Annotated in this window: 17 protein-coding genes; 4 read left to right on the top strand and 13 right to left on the bottom strand. The window is 73.7% G+C overall.

Going from position 1 to position 17,538, the window contains the following annotated elements; genetic code table 11:
* The first annotated feature begins 266 nt into the window (after nucleotides 1–266).
* Nucleotides 267–1,514, top strand: coding sequence for a lytic transglycosylase domain-containing protein (locus BLU55_RS19925; protein WP_231916836.1), 1,248 nt, complete (start codon nucleotides 267–269; stop codon nucleotides 1,512–1,514).
* Between the two features lie 60 nt (nucleotides 1,515–1,574).
* On the opposite strand, the gene hemB is transcribed toward BLU55_RS19925, so the two are convergent.
* From hemB to BLU55_RS11565, 7 genes are all read right to left on the bottom strand, one after another.
* Nucleotides 1,575–2,555, bottom strand: coding sequence for a porphobilinogen synthase (gene hemB, locus BLU55_RS11535; RefSeq protein WP_091729771.1), 981 nt, complete (start codon nucleotides 2,553–2,555; stop codon nucleotides 1,575–1,577).
* Entirely contained in the window at nucleotides 2,555–4,258 is a 1,704-nt protein-coding gene (locus tag BLU55_RS11540; RefSeq protein ID WP_091729774.1) for a bifunctional uroporphyrinogen-III C-methyltransferase/uroporphyrinogen-III synthase, read from the bottom strand. The genes hemB and BLU55_RS11540 overlap by 1 nt, the downstream gene beginning before the upstream one ends.
* A 70-nt stretch (nucleotides 4,259–4,328) precedes the next feature.
* Nucleotides 4,329–5,249, bottom strand: a complete 921-nt coding sequence (hemC, locus tag BLU55_RS11545; RefSeq protein WP_091733798.1) for a hydroxymethylbilane synthase — start codon at nucleotides 5,247–5,249, stop codon at nucleotides 4,329–4,331.
* A 65-nt stretch (nucleotides 5,250–5,314) separates the two neighbouring features.
* Nucleotides 5,315–6,613 carry a glutamyl-tRNA reductase gene (locus BLU55_RS11550; protein WP_091729776.1) on the bottom strand — a complete coding sequence of 433 codons (1,299 nt, stop codon included), beginning with the start codon at nucleotides 6,611–6,613 and terminating at the stop codon, nucleotides 5,315–5,317.
* Nucleotides 6,610–7,356: a redox-sensing transcriptional repressor Rex gene (locus tag BLU55_RS11555; protein WP_269457957.1), complete on the bottom strand. Its 747-nt coding sequence runs from the start codon at nucleotides 7,354–7,356 to the stop codon at nucleotides 6,610–6,612. Before BLU55_RS11555 ends, BLU55_RS11550 begins: the two co-directional genes overlap by 4 nt.
* 121 nt (nucleotides 7,357–7,477) lie before the next feature.
* Nucleotides 7,478–7,732, bottom strand: coding sequence for a glutaredoxin family protein (locus BLU55_RS11560; protein ID WP_091729782.1), 255 nt, complete (start codon nucleotides 7,730–7,732; stop codon nucleotides 7,478–7,480).
* Nucleotides 7,729–9,312, bottom strand: coding sequence for a class I adenylate-forming enzyme family protein (locus BLU55_RS11565; protein WP_091729786.1), 1,584 nt, complete (start codon nucleotides 9,310–9,312; stop codon nucleotides 7,729–7,731). The genes BLU55_RS11560 and BLU55_RS11565 overlap by 4 nt, the downstream gene beginning before the upstream one ends.
* Before the next feature lie 43 nt (nucleotides 9,313–9,355).
* Here BLU55_RS11565 and BLU55_RS11570 point away from each other — a divergent pair, with 43 nt between their 5' ends.
* The 3 genes from BLU55_RS11570 (at nucleotide 9,356) to BLU55_RS11580 (ending at nucleotide 12,488) form a co-directional block, all read left to right on the top strand.
* Nucleotides 9,356–10,261, top strand: coding sequence for an HAD family hydrolase (locus BLU55_RS11570; protein ID WP_172833903.1), 906 nt, complete (start codon nucleotides 9,356–9,358; stop codon nucleotides 10,259–10,261).
* 117 nt (nucleotides 10,262–10,378) lie between these two features.
* The gene (locus BLU55_RS11575) at nucleotides 10,379–11,107 is read left to right on the top strand and encodes a sigma-70 family RNA polymerase sigma factor (protein WP_091729791.1); all 729 of its coding nucleotides are present in this window, start codon (nucleotides 10,379–10,381) and stop codon (nucleotides 11,105–11,107) included.
* A gap of 157 nt (nucleotides 11,108–11,264) precedes the next feature.
* The gene (locus tag BLU55_RS11580; protein ID WP_091729793.1) at nucleotides 11,265–12,488 is read left to right on the top strand and encodes a DUF5667 domain-containing protein; all 1,224 of its coding nucleotides are present in this window, start codon (nucleotides 11,265–11,267) and stop codon (nucleotides 12,486–12,488) included.
* Nucleotides 12,489–12,510: 22 nt separating this feature from the next.
* On the opposite strand, the gene BLU55_RS11585 is transcribed toward BLU55_RS11580, so the two are convergent.
* The 6 genes from BLU55_RS11585 to proC all read right to left on the bottom strand — a co-directional run bounded on the left by BLU55_RS11585 (nucleotide 12,511) and on the right by proC (nucleotide 17,532).
* The gene (locus BLU55_RS11585) at nucleotides 12,511–13,824 is read right to left on the bottom strand and encodes a lysophospholipid acyltransferase family protein (protein WP_091733801.1); all 1,314 of its coding nucleotides are present in this window, start codon (nucleotides 13,822–13,824) and stop codon (nucleotides 12,511–12,513) included.
* A gap of 5 nt (nucleotides 13,825–13,829) precedes the next feature.
* A complete protein-coding gene (locus tag BLU55_RS11590; RefSeq protein WP_331713503.1) occupies nucleotides 13,830–14,870 on the bottom strand; it encodes an NAD-dependent epimerase/dehydratase family protein in 1,041 nt (346 codons plus the stop codon).
* A 23-nt stretch (nucleotides 14,871–14,893) separates the two neighbouring features.
* Nucleotides 14,894–14,995: a 30S ribosomal protein bS22 gene (locus tag BLU55_RS11595; RefSeq protein ID WP_081683056.1), complete on the bottom strand. Its 102-nt coding sequence runs from the start codon at nucleotides 14,993–14,995 to the stop codon at nucleotides 14,894–14,896.
* A gap of 157 nt (nucleotides 14,996–15,152) precedes the next feature.
* The gene (locus tag BLU55_RS11600) at nucleotides 15,153–15,359 is read right to left on the bottom strand and encodes a helix-turn-helix domain-containing protein (protein WP_091729798.1); all 207 of its coding nucleotides are present in this window, start codon (nucleotides 15,357–15,359) and stop codon (nucleotides 15,153–15,155) included.
* Between the two features lie 159 nt (nucleotides 15,360–15,518).
* Entirely contained in the window at nucleotides 15,519–16,724 is a 1,206-nt protein-coding gene (locus BLU55_RS11605) for an acetoin utilization protein AcuC (protein ID WP_091729801.1), read from the bottom strand.
* Entirely contained in the window at nucleotides 16,717–17,532 is an 816-nt protein-coding gene (gene proC / locus BLU55_RS11610) for a pyrroline-5-carboxylate reductase (protein ID WP_091729803.1), read from the bottom strand. The genes BLU55_RS11605 and proC overlap by 8 nt, the downstream gene beginning before the upstream one ends.
* Nucleotides 17,533–17,538: the final 6 nt, after the last annotated feature.

A 17,538-nucleotide genomic window follows, 5' to 3' on the forward strand; every position in this document is an offset into this window, starting at 1 on the left:
GACCGTCCCCACGGAACCGAACCGGCTGCCGCGACGACGGCGCTCCGAGGGCTGAGAATCTGGTGAAGACCTGACCCGTGTGCCCGGGTCTGGCCCTATTGTCGGTGAGCCACTGTGCACCGTGTGGCATGGGTCACAGCAGGGGTTTGTGCGTGACCACGTGAGGGAAGTCTCGTTGAGGCATCCACGGTGTCCCTCGGGGAGACAGGTCACCGGCAGAGCACCACCAGGGGAGAGGGAGCACCACCACCATGACGTCGCGTTCCATGTCACGTCGCACCAAGGCGATCACGCTCGTGCCGCTCGCCCTGCTGTCGGGCGTCTGGACGGCCAGCCTGGTCACCTCGAGCGCCAACGCCGACCAGCAGGCCGCGGCCGCCGAGTCGCTGCCGGACGGCACCAGCGTCCCGTCCGACGCCATCGAGGCGCCCGCGAGCGTGCCGGTCGCCGGCATCATCGCCCCGGCCGTGCCGCAGGGCGGCGCCGACCAGGTCGTCTCCGGCGCCTCCAGCAACGGCATCCCCGCCCCGGCACTGTCGGCCTACCAGCGCGCCGGCCAGATCATCGACGCCGCCGACAAGAGCTGCAACCTCCCCTGGGAGATGGTCGCGGCGATCGGTCGCATCGAGTCCGACCACGGCCGCTACGGCGGCAACACCCTCACCGACGACGGCGTGAGCAAGCCCGGCATCTACGGCATCGCCCTCAACGGCAAGAACGGCACCCAGGCCATCAACGACACCGACGGCGGCCAGCTCGACCAGGACACGGTGTACGACCGTGCCGTCGGACCGATGCAGTTCATCCCCTCCACCTGGCAGGTCGTCAAGGTCGACGCCGACGGCGACGACGAGCGCAACCCGCAGGACATCGACGACGCGTCGCTGGCCACCGCGGTCTACCTCTGCTCCGGCAAGGACGACCTCAGCAAGCGGGCCGGCCAGGAGGCGGCGGTCTACCGCTACAACCACAGCCGCGACTACGTGAACCTCGTGCTGCGGATCATGCTGGCCTACTCCTCGGGCGACTACACCGCGGTCCCCGCGGGCACCCAGGGCGGCACCTCCTTCTCCCCCAGCTACTCCTCCTCCATCCAGAAGTCCTACGCGGTCGCCAAGGAGCGCAAGGCCCGCGCCACCAAGCTGCGCCAGCAGCGCGCGGCCCAGCAATCCGGCGGCAGCAGCTCCGGCGGCACCGGCCTGACCAGCGGCACCTCCGGCGGCTCCACCGGGATCGTGCCCGGCACCTCCGGCGGCACCGGCGGCTCGACCGGCAGCGGAGGCGACGGATCGCTCAGCGGCGTCGTGGGCGGCGTGGTCGGCGGCATCACCGGTGGCGGCGGCGGGGGCGGCAGCACGGGCGGTGGCGGTGGTGGCGGCGGCGGCAGCACGCCCGCCCCGGCTCCCGACCCGGTCACCCCGGTGCTGACCTTCGCCCAGGCGCAGGCCCAGTGCATCGCCCAGGGCGTGAGCCCTCTCAACCTCACCAAGTGCATCAACGACCTGCTCTCCTGAGCCAGGCACGACGAAGCCCCCGGCCGGTCGGCCGGGGGCTTCGTCGTGGTCGGGCCCTGCTCAGTCGCGCAGCATCCGGGCGGCGTCGAGCGCCCAGTAGGTGAGGATCACGTCCGCCCCGGCCCGCCGGATCGAGGTGAGCACCTCCATGACCGCCGCGTCGCGGTCGATCCAGCCGTGGGCGCCGGCCGCCTCCACCATGGCGTACTCGCCCGAGACGTTGTACGCCGCGACCGGCACGTCGACCGCCTCGCGGACCGCGCTCAGCACGTCGAGGTAGGCCAGGGCCGGCTTGACCATGACGATGTCGGCGCCCTCGGCGACGTCCAGGCGGGCCTCGCGCACGCCCTCGAGCCGGTTGGGGGTGTCCTGCTGGTAGGTCCGGCGGTCGCCCTGCAGCGAGGAGTTGACGGCCTCGCGGAAGGGGCCGAAGAACGCGGAGGCGTACTTCGCGGAGTACGCCAGGATGCCGACGCCCGCGTGCTCCTCGGCGTCGAGCGCCCGGCGGATCACGCCGACCTGGCCGTCCATCATGCCGCTCGGGGCGACCAGGTCGACCCCGGCTGCGGCGTGGGCCAGCGCCATCTGCCCGTAGATCTCCAGGGTGCGGTCGTTGTCGACCCAGCCGTCGGGGTCGAGGACGCCGCAGTGGCCGTGGTCGGTGAACTCGTCCAGGCACAGGTCGGACATCACGGTGAGCCCGTCCCCCACCTCGGCCACGACGTCGGTGATCGCGACGTTGAGCACGCCCTGCGGGTCGAGCGCGCCGCTGCCCTCCGCGTCCTTGTGCTCGGGCAGGCCGAACAGCATCACGCCGCCCAGCCCGGCCGCGACGGCGTCGGAGGCCGCCTGCCTGAGCGAGTCGCGGGTGTGCTGCAGGACCCCGGGCATGCTCGAGATCTCCCGGGGCTCGGTGAGCCCCTCCCCCACGAACAGCGGCAGCACCAGCTGCGAGGGGCGCAGGTGGGTCTCGGCCACCATCCGCCGCAGCGCCGCCGTGCGCCGCAGCCGGCGCGGCCTGACCTCGGGGAAGCCCGCCACTACTTCGAGCTCGCCTTGCGGCGGGTCGAGGGACGGCGGTCCGAGGGCTTGGTGACCGGCTGGCCCGACTCGAGCAGCGAGGAGCGGCGCGCGGCACCGAAGTCGGCGAGGGCGTCGACCAGGGACTCGACCGACGGCTCGGAGGCCATCACGTCGACCCGCAGGCCGTGCTCCTCGGCGGTCTTGGCGGTCGCGGGACCGATCACGCCGATCACGGTCGAGGTGTGCGGCTTGCCCGCGATCCCGACCAGGTTGCGCACGGTCGAGGAGGAGGTGAACACGACCGCGTCGAACTTGCCGGTCTTGATCGCCTCGCGGGTCGGCGCCGGCGGCGGGGCGGCCCGCACGGTGCGGTAGGCCGTCACGTCGTCGACCTCCCAGCCCAGCTCCACCAGACCGGCGACCAGGGTCTCGGTCGCGATGTCGGCGCGGGGCAGGAAGACGCGGTTGATCGGGTCCAGCACGTCGTCGTAGGGCGGCCAGTCCTCGAGCAGCCCGCGGGCGGACTGCTCGCCCGAGGGGATGAGGTCGGCCTTGAGGCCCCAGTCGGACAGCGAGGCGGCGGTCTTCTCGCCGACCGCGGCGATCTTGAGGCCGGAGAAGGCACGAGCGTCGAGGCCGTACTCCTCGAACTTCTCGCGCACGGCGCGCACCGCGTTGACCGAGGTGAACGCGATCCACTCGTAGCGGCCCTCGACCAGGCCGCGCACGGCCTTGTCCATCTGCAGCGGGTTGCGGGGCGGCTCGACCGAGATGGTCGGCACCTCCTCGGGGGTGGCGCCGTGGCCGCGCAGCCGCGACGACAGCGCACCGGCCTGCTCCTTGGTGCGGGGCACCAGCACGCGCCAGCCGAACAGCGGCTTGGTCTCGAACCACGACAGCGCGTCGCGCTGTTCGACGACCGCGCCGACCACGGTCACGGCCGGCGGCGTCATGCCGGCCGCGCGGGCGTCCGCGGCGATCTGGCCCAGCGTGGAGACCACGGTCTCCTGGGTGGTCAGGGTGCCGGTGCGGGTCATCGACACCGGGGTGTCGACCGAGCGGCCGGCGGCGACCAGCTCGTCGGCGATCTCGCCGATGGCGCCGACGGCCGAGAGCAGCACCAGCGTCGGGTGGGCGGCGTACGCCGACCAGTCGACCTTGGCGTCGCTGCACGTCACCACGGCCACCTCGCGGTGGTTCTTGGTGGTCAGCGGGATGCCGGCGTACGCCGGGACGGCGGTCACCGAGGAGACGCCGGAGACGATCTCGAAGCCGACGTCGGCCTTGGTGCAGGCCAGCGCCTCCTCGGGACCGGAGGCGTAGAGGAAGGGGTCGCCGGAGAGCAGCCGGACCACGCGACGGCCGGTCTTGGCCTGGCGCACCACGACCTTGGCGCGGGCGGCGTGGGTGAGCGGCTGGCCGTCCTCGCCGAACCCGCCGTCGACGAAGACCGGGCCCTCGGGCTCGACCGCGGCGGCCTCGTCACCCGTGGCCTCGGCGGCCTCGACGGGCGCGGGCAGGCCGAGCACGCTGCGCACCAGCGCCTCGTGGTCGGGGATCTCGGTCACGACCACCTCCGCCTCGCGGAGCAGCTCGACGGCGCGAACCGTCAGCAGACCGGGGTCGCCGGGACCGCTGCCCACGAAGGAGACCCACTTGACGGGCCGTCCTGCGGCAGCAGTGCCGGCAGCGGAGGTGCTGGGGGTGTTCTGCTTGGTCACAATCGCCTTCTTGGTGCTTCGGTTCTGGGTGCTGGTGGGTGCTGCAGGTGGTGCGCGAGCTCGCCCGGCGCTAGGTGGCCGGCCTCTCGGAGATCAGGTCGGCCGCGCCGTCGGCCAGCATCTCGGCGGCCAGGGACCGTCCGAGGGCGACCGGGTCGTCGAGCGGCCCGGCGGCGGAGCGGCGTACGGCCAGGGTCCCGTCGGGCGAGAGCGCGACCGCACGGACCCACAGTTCGTCACCGACCTCCCCCATGGCAACTTCGGCCAGGGCACCGACGGGCGCGGAGCAGCCCGCCTCGAGCTCGGCGAGCAGGACGCGCTCGACCGTGACGCACGCACGGGTGGGCGCGTCGTCCAGCGCGGTGGCCACGATCGCGACGAGGTCGTCGTCGGCGCGGCACTCCAGGGCCAGGGCGCCCTGCCCGGGGGCGGGCAGCACCTGGATCGGGTCGAGGACCTCGGTGGCCTCCTCGACCCGGCCGAGCCGGTTGAGGCCGGCCCGGGCGAGCACGACCGCGTCGAGCTCGCCGTCGCGGACCTTGGCGATCCGGGTGTCGACGTTGCCGCGGATCCCGACGAGCTGCACGCCGAGGCCGAGGGCCTCGATCTGGGCGACCCGGCGCGGGGCGCCGGTGCCGACCGTGGCGCCCTGCGGCAGCTCGCCGAGGGTGAGGCCGTCGCGGGCCACCACGACGTCGCGGGGGTCCTCGCGCGGCGGCACGGCGGCCAGCGCGATGCCCTCGGGCGGGGCGGTCGGCAGGTCCTTGAGCGAGTGCACGGCGAGGTCGACCTCGCCGCGGAGCAGGGCGTCGCGCAGCGCGCTGACGAAGACGCCGGTGCCGCCCATCTGGGCCAGCGGCTCGCGCGAGACGTCGCCGTGGGTGCTGATCGGCACCAGCTCGGTGACCAGGCCGGTGCGCTCGGTGAGCAGGTCGGCCACGGTGGTGCTCTGGGTGCGGGCGAGCGCGGAGGCGCGGGTGCCGATGCGCACGACGCGGCTGCCGGGGGTCGCGGCGGCGGACGTGCCGGCGTCCTGGAGGGAGGTCTCGGTGGTGGTCACGGGCGCTCCACCTCCGCCCGGGTGACGGCCTCGACGGCCTCGGGGTCGAGGGCGAACAGCTCCGCGAGCGCGGCGGCGTACGAGACGGCGCCGGACTCGTTGGCCAGCTGCTTGACCCGCACGGTCGGCTGGTGGAGCAGCTTGTCGACGACCCGTCGCAGGGTGCGCTCGACCTCGCCGCGGCTGGTGTCGTCGAGGCCGGGCAGCCGCTGCGCCAGGCGCGCCAGCTCGGACTCGACCACACCGGTGGCCATGGTGCGCAGCGCGACGACGGTGGGGGTCACGCTCTGGCTGCGCCGGGCGGCCAGGAAGGCGGCCAGCTCCTGGCTGACGATGGTGCGGACCCCGTCGACGTCGGCCCCGCCGGGCGCGCCCTCGAGCTCGGCGGCCAGGGTGTCGAGCGCGACCAGCTGCACGCCGGGCAGGTCGGCCACGGCCGGGTCGACGTCGCGCGGCAGCGCCAGGTCGAGCACCGACAGCGGTCGGGTCGGGTCGGTGCGGCGCGACGCGATCGCCTCGACCGAGAGCACCTGGCCGGCGGCGCCGGTGCAGGAGACGACGACGTCCACCGGCTCGGACCAGGAGGCGAGGTCGGCCAGGGAGATCGCGGTGGCGTCGTACTGCAGGGCGAGGCGGGCGGCGCGCTCCGGGGAGCGGTTGGCCACCGTCACCGACGCCGCTCCGGCGCGCGTCACCGTCGCCACCGTCAGGCCGGCCATCGAGCCGGCGCCGATGACCAGCACCCGCTTGCCGGTGAGGTCGCCGACGTGCGGCACGGCGCGCTCCAGCGCGGCCGCGACGAGGCTGGGGGCGACGCGGTCGATGTCGGTCTCGGCGTGGGAGCGCTTGCCCACGCGCAGCGCCTGCTGGAACAGCACGTTGAGGGCGGGACCGACGGTGCCGGCCTCCTGGCCGACGCGCAGCGCCTCGCGGGCCTGGCCGAGGATCTGGCTCTCGCCGAGGACCATCGAGTCGAGCCCGGCCGCGACGTGGAACAGGTGGGAGACCGCGCCGTCGTCGTAGTGGACGTAGAGGTGCTCCAGCACCGCGTCGGGGTGCTCGCCGGTGCGCTCGCCGAGCAGCCGCGAGATCGCCTCGACGCTGCCGTGGAAGCGGTCGACGTCGGCGTAGACCTCGGTGCGGTTGCAGGTCGAGATGACCGTCGCCTCGGTGACGTGGTCGTTGTCGCTGACCTGGCGGATCAGCTTCTGCACGCCCTCGGCGTCGAGGGCGACGCGCTCGAGGACCGGCACGGGTGCCGTCTTGTGGGAGATGCCCACGACCAGGACGCTCATCGCACGCCTCCGACCGGCTGGCCCAGGTCGGCCACGACCTCGGCCACCGTCGCGGGCGCGGAGGACTTGCGCTGCTCGTGGTAGGCGAGGATCTGCAGCTCGCTGGACAGGTCGACGCGGCGCACGTCGACGCCCTCGGGCAGCGAGAGGATCGTCGGCGCGAAGTTGAGGATGCTGCGGATGCCGACCGCGACCATGCGGTCGGCGACGTCCTGGGCCGCCACGGCCGGGGTGGCGATGACGCCGATCCCGACGCCGTGCTCGGCCACGACCGCCTCGAGCTCGTCGAAGCCGCGGATCTCGATGCCGGCCACCACGTCACCGTGACGGGCGGTGTCGGCGTCGAGCAGGGCCACGGTGCGGAAGCCGCGGGAGGAGAAGCCGGAGTAGTTGGCCAGGGCGTGGCCCAGGTTGCCGATGCCGACCACGACCACGGGCCAGTCCTGGGTCAGGCCGATCTCGCGGGAGATCTGGTAGCGGAGGTACTCCACGTCGTAGCCGACGCCGCGGGTGCCGTAGGAACCGAGGTGGGACAGGTCCTTGCGCAGCTTGGCGCTGTTGACGCCGGCGGCGGTCGCGAGCTCGAGGCTGGAGCACGTCGTGGTGCCTGACTCGCTCATCGAGTTGAGCGCCCTCAGGTAGACCGGGAGACGGGCCACCGTCGCCTCGGGGATCCTGGTTCCGCTCACGCTGCGACACTCTCCAGACGATCTGCGCTGGTCGTCCCGCGTTGGACGCCTCAGTCACTCTAGGAGTTTGTGAACGTGCGAACAAACCGACGGTGACCATCGGCTACCACAGGTGAGAATCCTCACCGACTCGGGCCCCCTACCGAACGGTCCTGCGCCCGGGTCGGCCCCGAGGTCAGGCCAGCGCGGCGCGCAGCCGACGCTCGTCGACGCGCCAGAAGTCGTGGCGCCGGCCGTCGACCAGGGTGACGGGGACCTGCTCGCCGTAGGCCTCGAGCAGGTCCGTCGAGGAGTCGACGTCGACCTCGGTGAAGGACTCCCCCAGGTCGTCGCAGACCCGCTGCACGACCTCGCGCGCCGCCTCGCACAGGTGGCAGCCCGGACGCGAGTAGAGGGTGACGCGGGCCTCCCCCGCGGCAGCCGCGCTCACTGCAGGAGTCCCGCGTCGAGGCGACGGGCCGCGGCGCGCAGCCGGCCCTTCTGGATCTTGCCGGTGGCGGTGTAGGGCAGCTGGTCCACGACCTCGACCACGCCGGGCTGCTTGAAGCGGGCCAGCCGCTCCGCGCAGTGGCGGCGCACGAGGTCGGCGAGCTCGACGGGGTCGGCGCCGGGGGTCGCCGGCGTCACGTAGGCGACCACCGCCTCGCCGGTGTGCTCGTCGGGCACGCCCACGACGGCGACGGCGGCGATCTCGGCCAGCTCGCCGACGACCTCCTCGACCTCGACCGGGAAGACGTTGAAGCCCGAGACGATGACCAGGTCCTTGACCCGGTCGACGAGGTAGAGGTCGCCGTCGGGGTCGACCAGGCCGACGTCGCCGGTGGCCCACCAGCCGTCGGCGTCGGGCCCTCCGGCGCCGTCGGGCCAGTAGCCGGAGAACAGGTTGGCGCCGCGCAGCCAGATCTCGCCGGCGTCGTCGGGGCCGGTGGCACGCCCGGCCTCGTCGACCAGGCGGAGCTCGATGCCGGGCAGGGGGGCGCCCACCGACCGCGGTCGCAGCTCGCGGCTGCTCAGCGTCGAGGTGACGACCGGCGCCGCCTCGGTGAGGCCGTAGCCCTGGTGGACCTCCACCCCGGTGCGCTCGCTGAAGGCGGCGGTCAGGTCGGGCGGCAGCGGCGCGGAGCCGCTGAGCACGAGCCGCACCGGGCCGAGGCGGTCCTCCAGGCCCGGGACGGCCATCCACTGCGGGAACACGGGCGGGGCGACCGGCAGCACCGAGACCGCCTCGTCCTCGATGAGGTCCAGCGAGCTCTCGGCGTCGAAGCCGTCGACCAGCACCATCCGTGCGTGCTGGCGCAGCACCTGTCCGAGCACGGCGTTGAGGCCGTAGACGTGGTAGAGCGGCAGCACCCCCAGCACGACGTCGCGGCCGGTCACCATCGGCGGGTCGACCTGCGCGACCTGGTCGATGCTCGCGAGCAGCGCGCGGTGGGAGAGCATCGCCGCCCGGGGCCGGCCCGAGGCACCGCTGGTGTAGAGCAGCACGGCCAGGCCCTCGGGGTCCGAGCGCTGCGGGACCGGACGCGCCTGCTTGGCCACCAGCTGGTCCCAGCCGCGCTCGCCGGGCGCCAGGGTGGTGCCGACCGTGACGATCCTCGGCCGGGTCGAGGGCTCGAGGCCGGCCGTCAGCATCGCCTCGCCAAGACCCTGCACGGCCGCGCGCACCGTGGTGATGGTGGAGGCGTCGGCGACGACCATGCGGGTGCCCGAGTCCACCAGCACCCGCACCAGCTCGCCGGTGACGCTGCGGGGGTTGACCGGCACCGCCACCATCCCGGCGCGCAGGGTGCCGAGGTAGGCCGCCACGAACTCGATCGTGTTGCCCGCCGCGATCATCACGCGGTAGCCCGCGACCATGCCGGCGTCGGTGAGGCCCTGGACCACGCGGGCGACCAGGTCGTCGAGCGCGGCCCAGGTGACCGAGCGGCCGGTGGACGCCTCGGAGAGAGCGATCTTGTGGGGTTCCTCGACGTGCGCCCGGGTCAGGAGATCGGCGACGTTGGACTCCATCGCAGGAGTGTGACACATCACGACCTCCCCCTAGTCTGTGCGGGTGACACCGCCCCGCACCCCCGCCGGCGGCCCGAGGCCGGGAGCCGCCGGCCCCAACCTGCGCCGTCGCTCCCAGCTCGCGGGCGAGGCCGCCGCCGCGATCGCGGAGGTCGAGAGCGCGCTCACCGTGGAGGCCGACTCCGGGTCGGCGGCCTTCTTCGACGTCGACAACACGGTCATGCAGGGCGCCTCGATCTTCCACCTCGCCCGCGGCCTGCACCGCCGCGAGTTCTTCACCACCAAGGACATCCTGGGCGCCGCCTGGAAGCAGGCCTACTTCCGCGTCGTGGGCGTCGAGGACCCCGACCACGTCGCCGACGCCCGGGCCTCGGCCCTGTCCTTCATCGCCGGCCACACCGTCGCCGAGCTGGAGTCGCTGGGCGAGGAGATCTTCGACGAGCGGATGGCCCACCGGATCTGGCCCGGCACCCGGGCGCTGGCCCAGCTGCACCTCGACCAGGGCCAGCGGGTCTGGCTGGTGACCGCCGCGCCCATCGAGATCGCCACCATCATCGCCCGGCGCCTGGGACTGACCGGTGCGCTCGGCACGGTGGCCGAGCACGTCGACGGCGTCTACACCGGCGCCCTGGTCGGCGAGATGCTGCACGGCTCGGCCAAGGCGGTGGCGGTGCGCGAGCTCGCGGACCGGTTCGACCTCGACCTGGCGCGCTGCTCGGCGTACTCCGACTCCTACAACGACCTGCCGATGCTCGACATCGTCGGTGACCCCTGCGCCATCAACCCCGACGCCCGGCTGCGCGAGCACGCCCGCGCCCAGGGGTGGCGGGTCCGCGACTACCGCACCGGGCGCAAGGCGGCCCGCGCGGGCGTGTTCACCGCCGCGGTGGCCGGGGCGGTGGCCGGCACGGCCGCGGCCGGCGCGGCGCTGCGCCGCAAGGTCACCTGACCCCGTCCCGGGCGGGAGGCCGGAACGGTCCGTCGTACCGGTTCACATGTGTCCACTGGAGAAGTAGTCTCGCGGCAAGTTCAACAGGGACCCGGTCGCCGACCGGTGGGGGACGCCATGCACGCAACCGCGGTCGAGGCCGGCCTCGACGCGCTGCGCCGTGCCGTCCTCGAGGTGCTGCTCAGCCTCGCCGACGGTCCCGCCGACGGCGCCGGCCCGGGGCGTCCCGGCGGCACGGGCACGCCCATCGCCCCCGACGACCACGACCAGGCCGCCTCCTCGGCCCAGGACGAGGCCGAGCAGACCCGGCTGATCGCCCTGGTCGAGCTCGCACGCGGCGGCGACAGCGAGGCGTTCGGCCAGCTCTACGACCACTACCAGCCGAGCGTGTTCCGCTTCCTCTACTACCGGGTCGGGTCGGTGCAGCTGGCCGAGGACCTCACCTCGGACACCTTCTTCCGGGCGCTGCGGGCGATGAGCTCGTTCCGCTGGCAGGGCAAGGACTTCGGCGCCTGGCTGATGACCATCGCGCGCAACCTGACGATGGACCACTACAAGGCCGGCCGCACCCGCCTGGAGCAGACGACCGAGGACATGAACACCCTCGACACCAGCACGGAGGGTCCGGAGACCTCCGTGCTCGCGAGCCTCACCCACGAGGCGCTGCTCACGGCGCTGACCGAGCTGCCCACCGAGCAGCGCGAGTGCCTGGTGATGCGGTTCCTCCAGGGCCTGTCCATCGCCGAGACGGCCGAGGTCCTGGGCCGCAGCGCGGGAGCGGTCAAGCAGCTCCAGCTACGCGGCGTGCGCAACCTGGCCAAGGCGCTGCCGGAGGACCTCCGGTGAGCTGGGCGGCCCAGTCGGCTCACTCCGTGGACGGATCGGCGGACGGCATAACCTCGGTGACGAAGACCTCGTTGACGGCTTCGTCAGCGTGCGTCACCCTCCCGGCCCCCGGCCGGGACCGTGGCCGCACTCCTTCCGCGCCACCAGGACGACCCGCATGAGACCCCTCGCTCCCCCAGGCCGCGCTGCCGAGGAGTTCGCACGCGTCCTCGACGGGACGGCGACCCCGGAGCTGCGCGAGCGGTACGCCGCCCAGCTGCGCACGCTCGAGCGGGTGGCGCAGGTCCCGCTGGTCTCGCCCCGCCCCGCCTTCACCGCCGACCTGCGCGAGCAGCTGCTCCGTGCCGCCGAGACCGAGCTGGTCGCGGGGCCGTCGGCGACCGTCCACGAGCTGCGGCCGCGCGAGCAGGGCCGCACCTCGCGGCGCCTGGGCACCGTGGCCGCCAGCCTGGTGATCGTGGGCGGCTCGGCCGGCATGGCCGCCGCGGCCGGCGGATCCCTGCCGGGAGACGCGCTGTTCCCCGTCAAGCGCGGCACCGAGCAGGTGGGCACCGCCCTCAGCTTCGGCGACGTCGACAAGGGTCGCTCGCTGCTCGGCCAGGCCGGGACGCGGCTGTCCGAGGCGCAGGACCTGCAGGGCCGGGGTGCCGACGACGCCATGGTGGCGGGCTCGGTCGACGCGTTCCGCAGCGCGGCCGACGCCGGGTCGCAGCGGCTCTTCGACGCCTACGACACCGACCCCGACACCGCCTCGCTCACGCTGCTGCGCGGCTTCACCGCCACCCAGATGGACGTCCTCGCGGCGATGGCCCCCGAGGCCGACCCGACGGTGGCCTCCGCGCTCGCCGACGCCGCCGACACCCTGGCCGACATCGACCAGGCGGCGCTGGTGCGCTGCGGCAGCTGCGGGCCCGACGAGGCCGTGACCACGCCGCAGGCGCTCTCCCAGGGTGCCGGTGCCGCGACCGTCGACTCGCTGCTGGCCCGCCCCGCCTCCCAGGCACGGGTCGACCGCGAGGCCATGGACGCGCTCCAGACCGCGCAGATCGAGCAGCTCCGCCGGATGGCCCAGCAGCGTGCCGGCGAGCTCGGCGACGCTCCGGCCGGGGTGCGCGACGCGCTCCCGACGATCCCCAGCACCCCGCACGGCCCCGTGGCGAGCACCCTCACCGCCGGCGCCCGCGCCGGCGACGGACTGCTGTCGGCCGACGGCCCGGTCGCGGGCCTGCTCGACGGCCCGGTGACCGAGCTGGTCACCGGCGTGACCGGCACCGTCACCCAGGTCACCGGCACGGTGCCGAAGACCGGCACCCCGCTCGACCAGCCGGTCCAGGACCTGACCGACACGGTCGACGGCGTCACCAGCAGCGTCCTGCCCTGACCGGCCCGCGTCCGCCGGTCGGTCAGCCGAAGACGGAGCGGCGCTTGACCAGCAGCGTGTAGAGCGTCTGCTGGATCGACTCGCGCACCTGGTCGGTCACGTTGAACACCAGCATCGGGTCGTCGGCGGCGCCGGTGTCGTAGTCGTCGGTGCGGATCGGCTCGCCGAACTCGATGAGCCACTTCGACGGCAGCGGGATCATGCCCAGCGGCCCGAGCAGGGGGAACAGCGGCGTGATCGGCAGGTAGGGGATGCCGAGCAGGCGCGCCAGCGACGGCACGTTGCCGACCAGGGGGTAGATCTCCTCGGCGCCGACGACCGAGGTCGGCACGATCGGCACGCCGGTGCGGATGGCGGCCGAGACGAACCCGCCGCGACCGAAGCGCTGCAGCTTGTAGCGCTCGCTGAACGGCTTGCCGATGCCCTTGAAGCCCTCGGGCCACACGCCGACGAGCTCGCCGCCGCGCAGCATCCGCTCGGCGTCCTCGTTGCAGGCCAGGGTGGCGCCCCCGCGGCGGGCCAGGTCGGCCACGACGGGCAGCTTGAAGACCAGGTCGGCGCCCAGCGCCCGCAGGTGGCGACCGGTCTGGTCGTGCACGCTCACCATGGTCATGAGGCCGTCGACCGGGACGGTGCCGGAGTGGTTCGACACCACCAGGGCGCCACCGTGGGCCGGGATGTTGTCGGCGCCGATGACGTCGATGCGGAACCACTTCTGCGCGAGCGGTCGCAGCGCCGCCAGCAGGAACTGCTCGGTCAGCTCCTCGTCGAAGCCGTAGTCGTCGACCGCGTAGTCACCGGTCAGCCGTCGGCGCAGGAACGCCAGGATCTCGGCCAGCCGGGGCTCCCAGCTGTCGCCGAACACCTCCTTGGCCGCGGAGGTGAAGCTGGAGAGCAGCTCTCGCGGCGAGATGCTGGGGCCGGGCAGGCGGTGCTCGGTGCGGGTGGGGGCGCGCTCGGGGACCAGCACCGGCGGGGCCGGCGTCCGGGGAGCCGCGGTGACGTCGTCGGCGCGCCGCGACTGGGCGGGCACGACGGGCGGCTCGCCCGGCTGGTCGAGGGGCTGCTCGACCGACCGCTCGACGGGGCGTTCGACCGGGCGTTCGACGGGGCCGTCCACCGCCTGATCGGCGGCACGGTCGCGGAGGGCGTCGGTCGGGGCCGGCGTCCGGTCCCGCGCGGGCACGGCCTCGGCCGCCTCGGCGGCCTCGACGGCGCGGGCACGCGCGGCCGACCGCGGCGCCAGGCTGCGGCTGTTGCTCGAGGGCTTGGACTCGCCCGTGCCGCGACCGGGGCGTCCGCGGGTGCCGATGGGGATGATCTCGGCGTCACCCATCGAGGTCACCCATCGACGTGGTCCTCGGTGCGTCGGGAGCCGTCGATCGCGCGCATCGCCCCGACCAGCGCGGCCTCGGCGGAGCGGACCCGCTCGGGCGAGAGCACCCCCTGGCGCAGCGAGGCGGCGAAGTCGTCGAAGGCCTCGAGGGTGGTGAAGCGCGGGTGGAAGCCGAACATCGTGCGCATCCGCGTGGTGTCCATGCCGCGGCCGTGGCGCAGGTAGGCGACGGCCTCGGGCGAGAAGTCGGCGACCTTGGTCTGCCGGATGGCCGAGCCGAACGACGGCACGGCGAAGCCGGGGAGCGGCACCGAGGGGCGACCGAGGCGGCGGACGGCCTGGCCGAGGGTGAGGACCCCGTCGCCGGCGACGTTGTAGGTGCCGGTCACCTCGGAGGCGACGGCGTGCTCCAGCGCGTCGAGGGCGTCCTGCTCGTGGAGCAGCTGCAGCCGCGGGTTGTGGCCCAGCACGGTCGGGACGACCGGCAGCCCGAAGTAGCCGGTCATCGCGGTGGTGATCTGCGGTCCGATGACGTTGGCCATCCGCAGCGTCGTCACCGCGACGTCGGGGCGGCGGCGCGCGAAGCCACGGGTGTAGGACTCGACCTCGCTGATGTCCTTGGCGAACCCGCCGCCCGCGAGCCGCTTGGCCGTCATGCCCTCGGTGAACATGGCCGGGTCGCGGTGCGAGGCGCCGTAGAACGCGGCGCTGGACTTGAGCACCAGCTTGCGCACGTCGGGCGCCTGCTGGCAGGCGGCCAGGAGCTGCATCGTCCCGATGACGTTGAGCTCCTTGGTCGAGGAGCGCCCCCCGGCCGCCGCCGGGGTGGCCGTCACGCTGGCGTGCACGACGGTGTCGATCCGCTCCCGCACGATCACCTTGGCGATGACCGGGTTGCGGATGTCGGCGCGCACGAAGTCCGCTCCCGCCAGGTCTCCCCGCGGCGGCAGCACGTCGACCGCGATGACGCGGTCGACCACCGGTGACCTCGACAGCTGCACCGCGACGCGGCGCCCGAGATCACCGGCGACTCCGGTGACGAGCACGACCCGGCCCATGGGGCGTGGGCTTACTTGCCCAGACGACGACGCTGCACGCGCGTCTTCTTCAGCAGCTTGCGGTGCTTCTTCTTCGCCATGCGCTTGCGGCGCTTCTTGATGACAGAACCCACGTCGGACCTATTCGTTGTCGGAACACTCAGGCATGCCGCGTCCGGGTCGGACGCGGCGAAGGGCCCAGCCTAACCGTCGACCCCCGGGCGGACGAATCGGTGTCCGGCGACGGGCGCGGACCGGGGGCGAGGCGGGCTCGAGGTGGGTGCGACCGGGTCAGCCGGCGTTGAAGAAGCTGGTGCGGAGGTACTCGTGGACGTCGTCCTCGGAGACCCGGAAGGAGCGTCCGACCCGGACGGCGGCGAGCTCGCCGTTGTGGACGAGGCGGTAGACCGTCATCTTCGAGACCCGCATCATGGCGGCGACCTCGGCGACGGTGAGGAACTTCACCTCGGAGATGTCTCCGGGCAGGTTCGTGGGCATGGCTCACCAGGCTTTCGTCTCGCGCGTCCCCGCCGTCCGATGACGACCCTCGCGTGCGTTGGGAGAAATATAGGACTGTGTGTGACCTGTGTGCCACAGATTCCCGGAAGTGACTCGTGTGGCGTCGGCGTGTCGACTTGCCACCCTGTCACACGGCTCTCACATCAACGGGTCGAGGCCGTGCTCGGGGAAGACGGCGTCCCGGGTGGCCTGCACCGCGCGGTCGAGCCAGGTGTCGGGGTCGAAGCCGCCCGACCAGTCCTGGTAGGCCACCGAGCGGCCGTCGGTCATCCGCGACGGGGCTCGTACGCCGAGGCGCTCGGCGACCTGGTCGCGCCAGTCGGCCGGGGTGTCGAGCGTGGGGTCCAGCGGGTGGCCCGAGACCACGGCCAGCAGGTGGGTCCACGCCCGCGGCACGACGTCGACCACGGCGTACCCGCCGCCGCCGAAGGCCAGCCACCGGCCGCCGGCCGCCTCGTGGGCGAGGTCGTGCAGGGCGAGGTAGCTCGCGCGCTGGCCGTCGACGCTCAGCGCGAGGTGGGCCAGCGGGTCGTCGCGGTGGCTGTCGCAGCCCTGCTGGGTCACCAGCACGTCGGGCGCGAACTCGCGCAGCAGCGGCGGCACCACGGCGTGGAAGGCCCGCAGCCAGCCCGCGTCGGCGGTGCCGGGCGGGAGCGCGACGTTGACCGCCGTGCCGAGGGCCTCCGGGCCGCCGGAGTCCTGCGGGAAGCCGGTGCCGGGGAACAGCATCTGGCCGGTCTCGTGCAGCGACACCGTCAGCACGCGCGGGTCGTTGTAGAAGATCTGCTCCACGCCGTCGCCGTGGTGGACGTCGACGTCGACGTAGGCCACCTTGCGCGCGCCGTTGGCCAGCAGCCAGCGGATCGCCACGGCGACGTCGTTGTAGACGCAGAAGCCGCTCACCCGGTCGGGCATGGCGTGGTGCAGGCCGCCCGCGATGTTGGCGGCGTGGTCGACCTCGCCGGACCACACCTGCCGCGCCGCCTCGATGCTGGCGCCCACGACGTGGCGCCCCGCCTCGTGCATGCCGCGGAAGGTCGGGTTGTCGTCGTTGCCGAGCCCGCGGGCCAGGTCGACCTTGGTCGGGTCGTTGCTCGTGGCCATCACGGCCTCGATCAGCGCCGGGTCGTGCACGGTGACGAGGTCGTCCTCGGTGGCGTCGGGGGCGTCGACGAGCCGCAGCCCGTCGAGGACGCCGACGGCGCGGGCGAGGTCGACGGTGAGGTCCACCCGCACGGGGTTCATCGGGTGGTCGGAGCCGAAGTCGTAGCGGGTCAGCGACTCGTCGTAGACCAGGCTCGCGCGGCAGCTCCGGGCCCCGGGCCCGGCGGGCGGCTCAGTCATCGGACGCGGCGAGGGCCACGGACCGGTCGCGTGCGGCCTCCATCGCGCCGATGAACGCCGCCCGGACCTTGTGGTCCTCGAGCTGCCGGATGGCCGCCGCCGTGGTGCCGCCCGGCGAGGTGACCCGCTCGCGCAGCACCGTGGGGTGCTCCCCGGTCTCGCGCAGCATCTTGGCCGAGCCCACCAGCGTCTGGACGACCAGCTCGGTGGCGGTGCTGCGGGGCAGCCCGAGGTGCACGCCGGCCTCGATCATCGACTCCACCACGAAGAACAGGTACGCCGGACCGGAGCCGCTGATCGCCGTGACCGCGTCCTGCTGCTTCTCCGGCACCCGCACCACGCGTCCGGTCGCGGCCAGCATCGCCTCGGCGCGGGCCAGGTGCTCCTCGTCGCAGTGGCTGCCGGGCGAGATCGCGGCCATGCCCTCGTCGACCAGGGCCGGGGTGTTGGGCATGACGCGGACGACGGGGACACCTGCCGGCAGTCGGCCCTCGACGTACGCCGTGGTGATGCCGGCCGCCAGGCTGACCACGAGCTGGCCGGGCACCACGTGGGGCGCGATCTCGGCGAGCACGCTGCCCATGTCCTGCGGCTTGACGACCAGCGCGACGGTGTCCGATCCCGCGACCTCGGCGAGGTCGGCCACGACGCGCACGCCGTAGCGCTCCGCCAGCTCGGCGGCCCGCTCGCGGCGCTTCTCGACCACCAGCAACGAGCCCGGGTCGTAGCCGCCGCGCACCAGGCCCGAGAGCAGGGTCTCGCCCATCACGCCCGCACCGATGACGGCCACGGTGCCCGTGCCGCTCACGCGAGC

Source organism: Nocardioides scoriae (genome assembly GCF_900104965.1).
Lineage (GTDB): Bacteria > Actinomycetota > Actinomycetes > Propionibacteriales > Nocardioidaceae > Marmoricola > Marmoricola scoriae.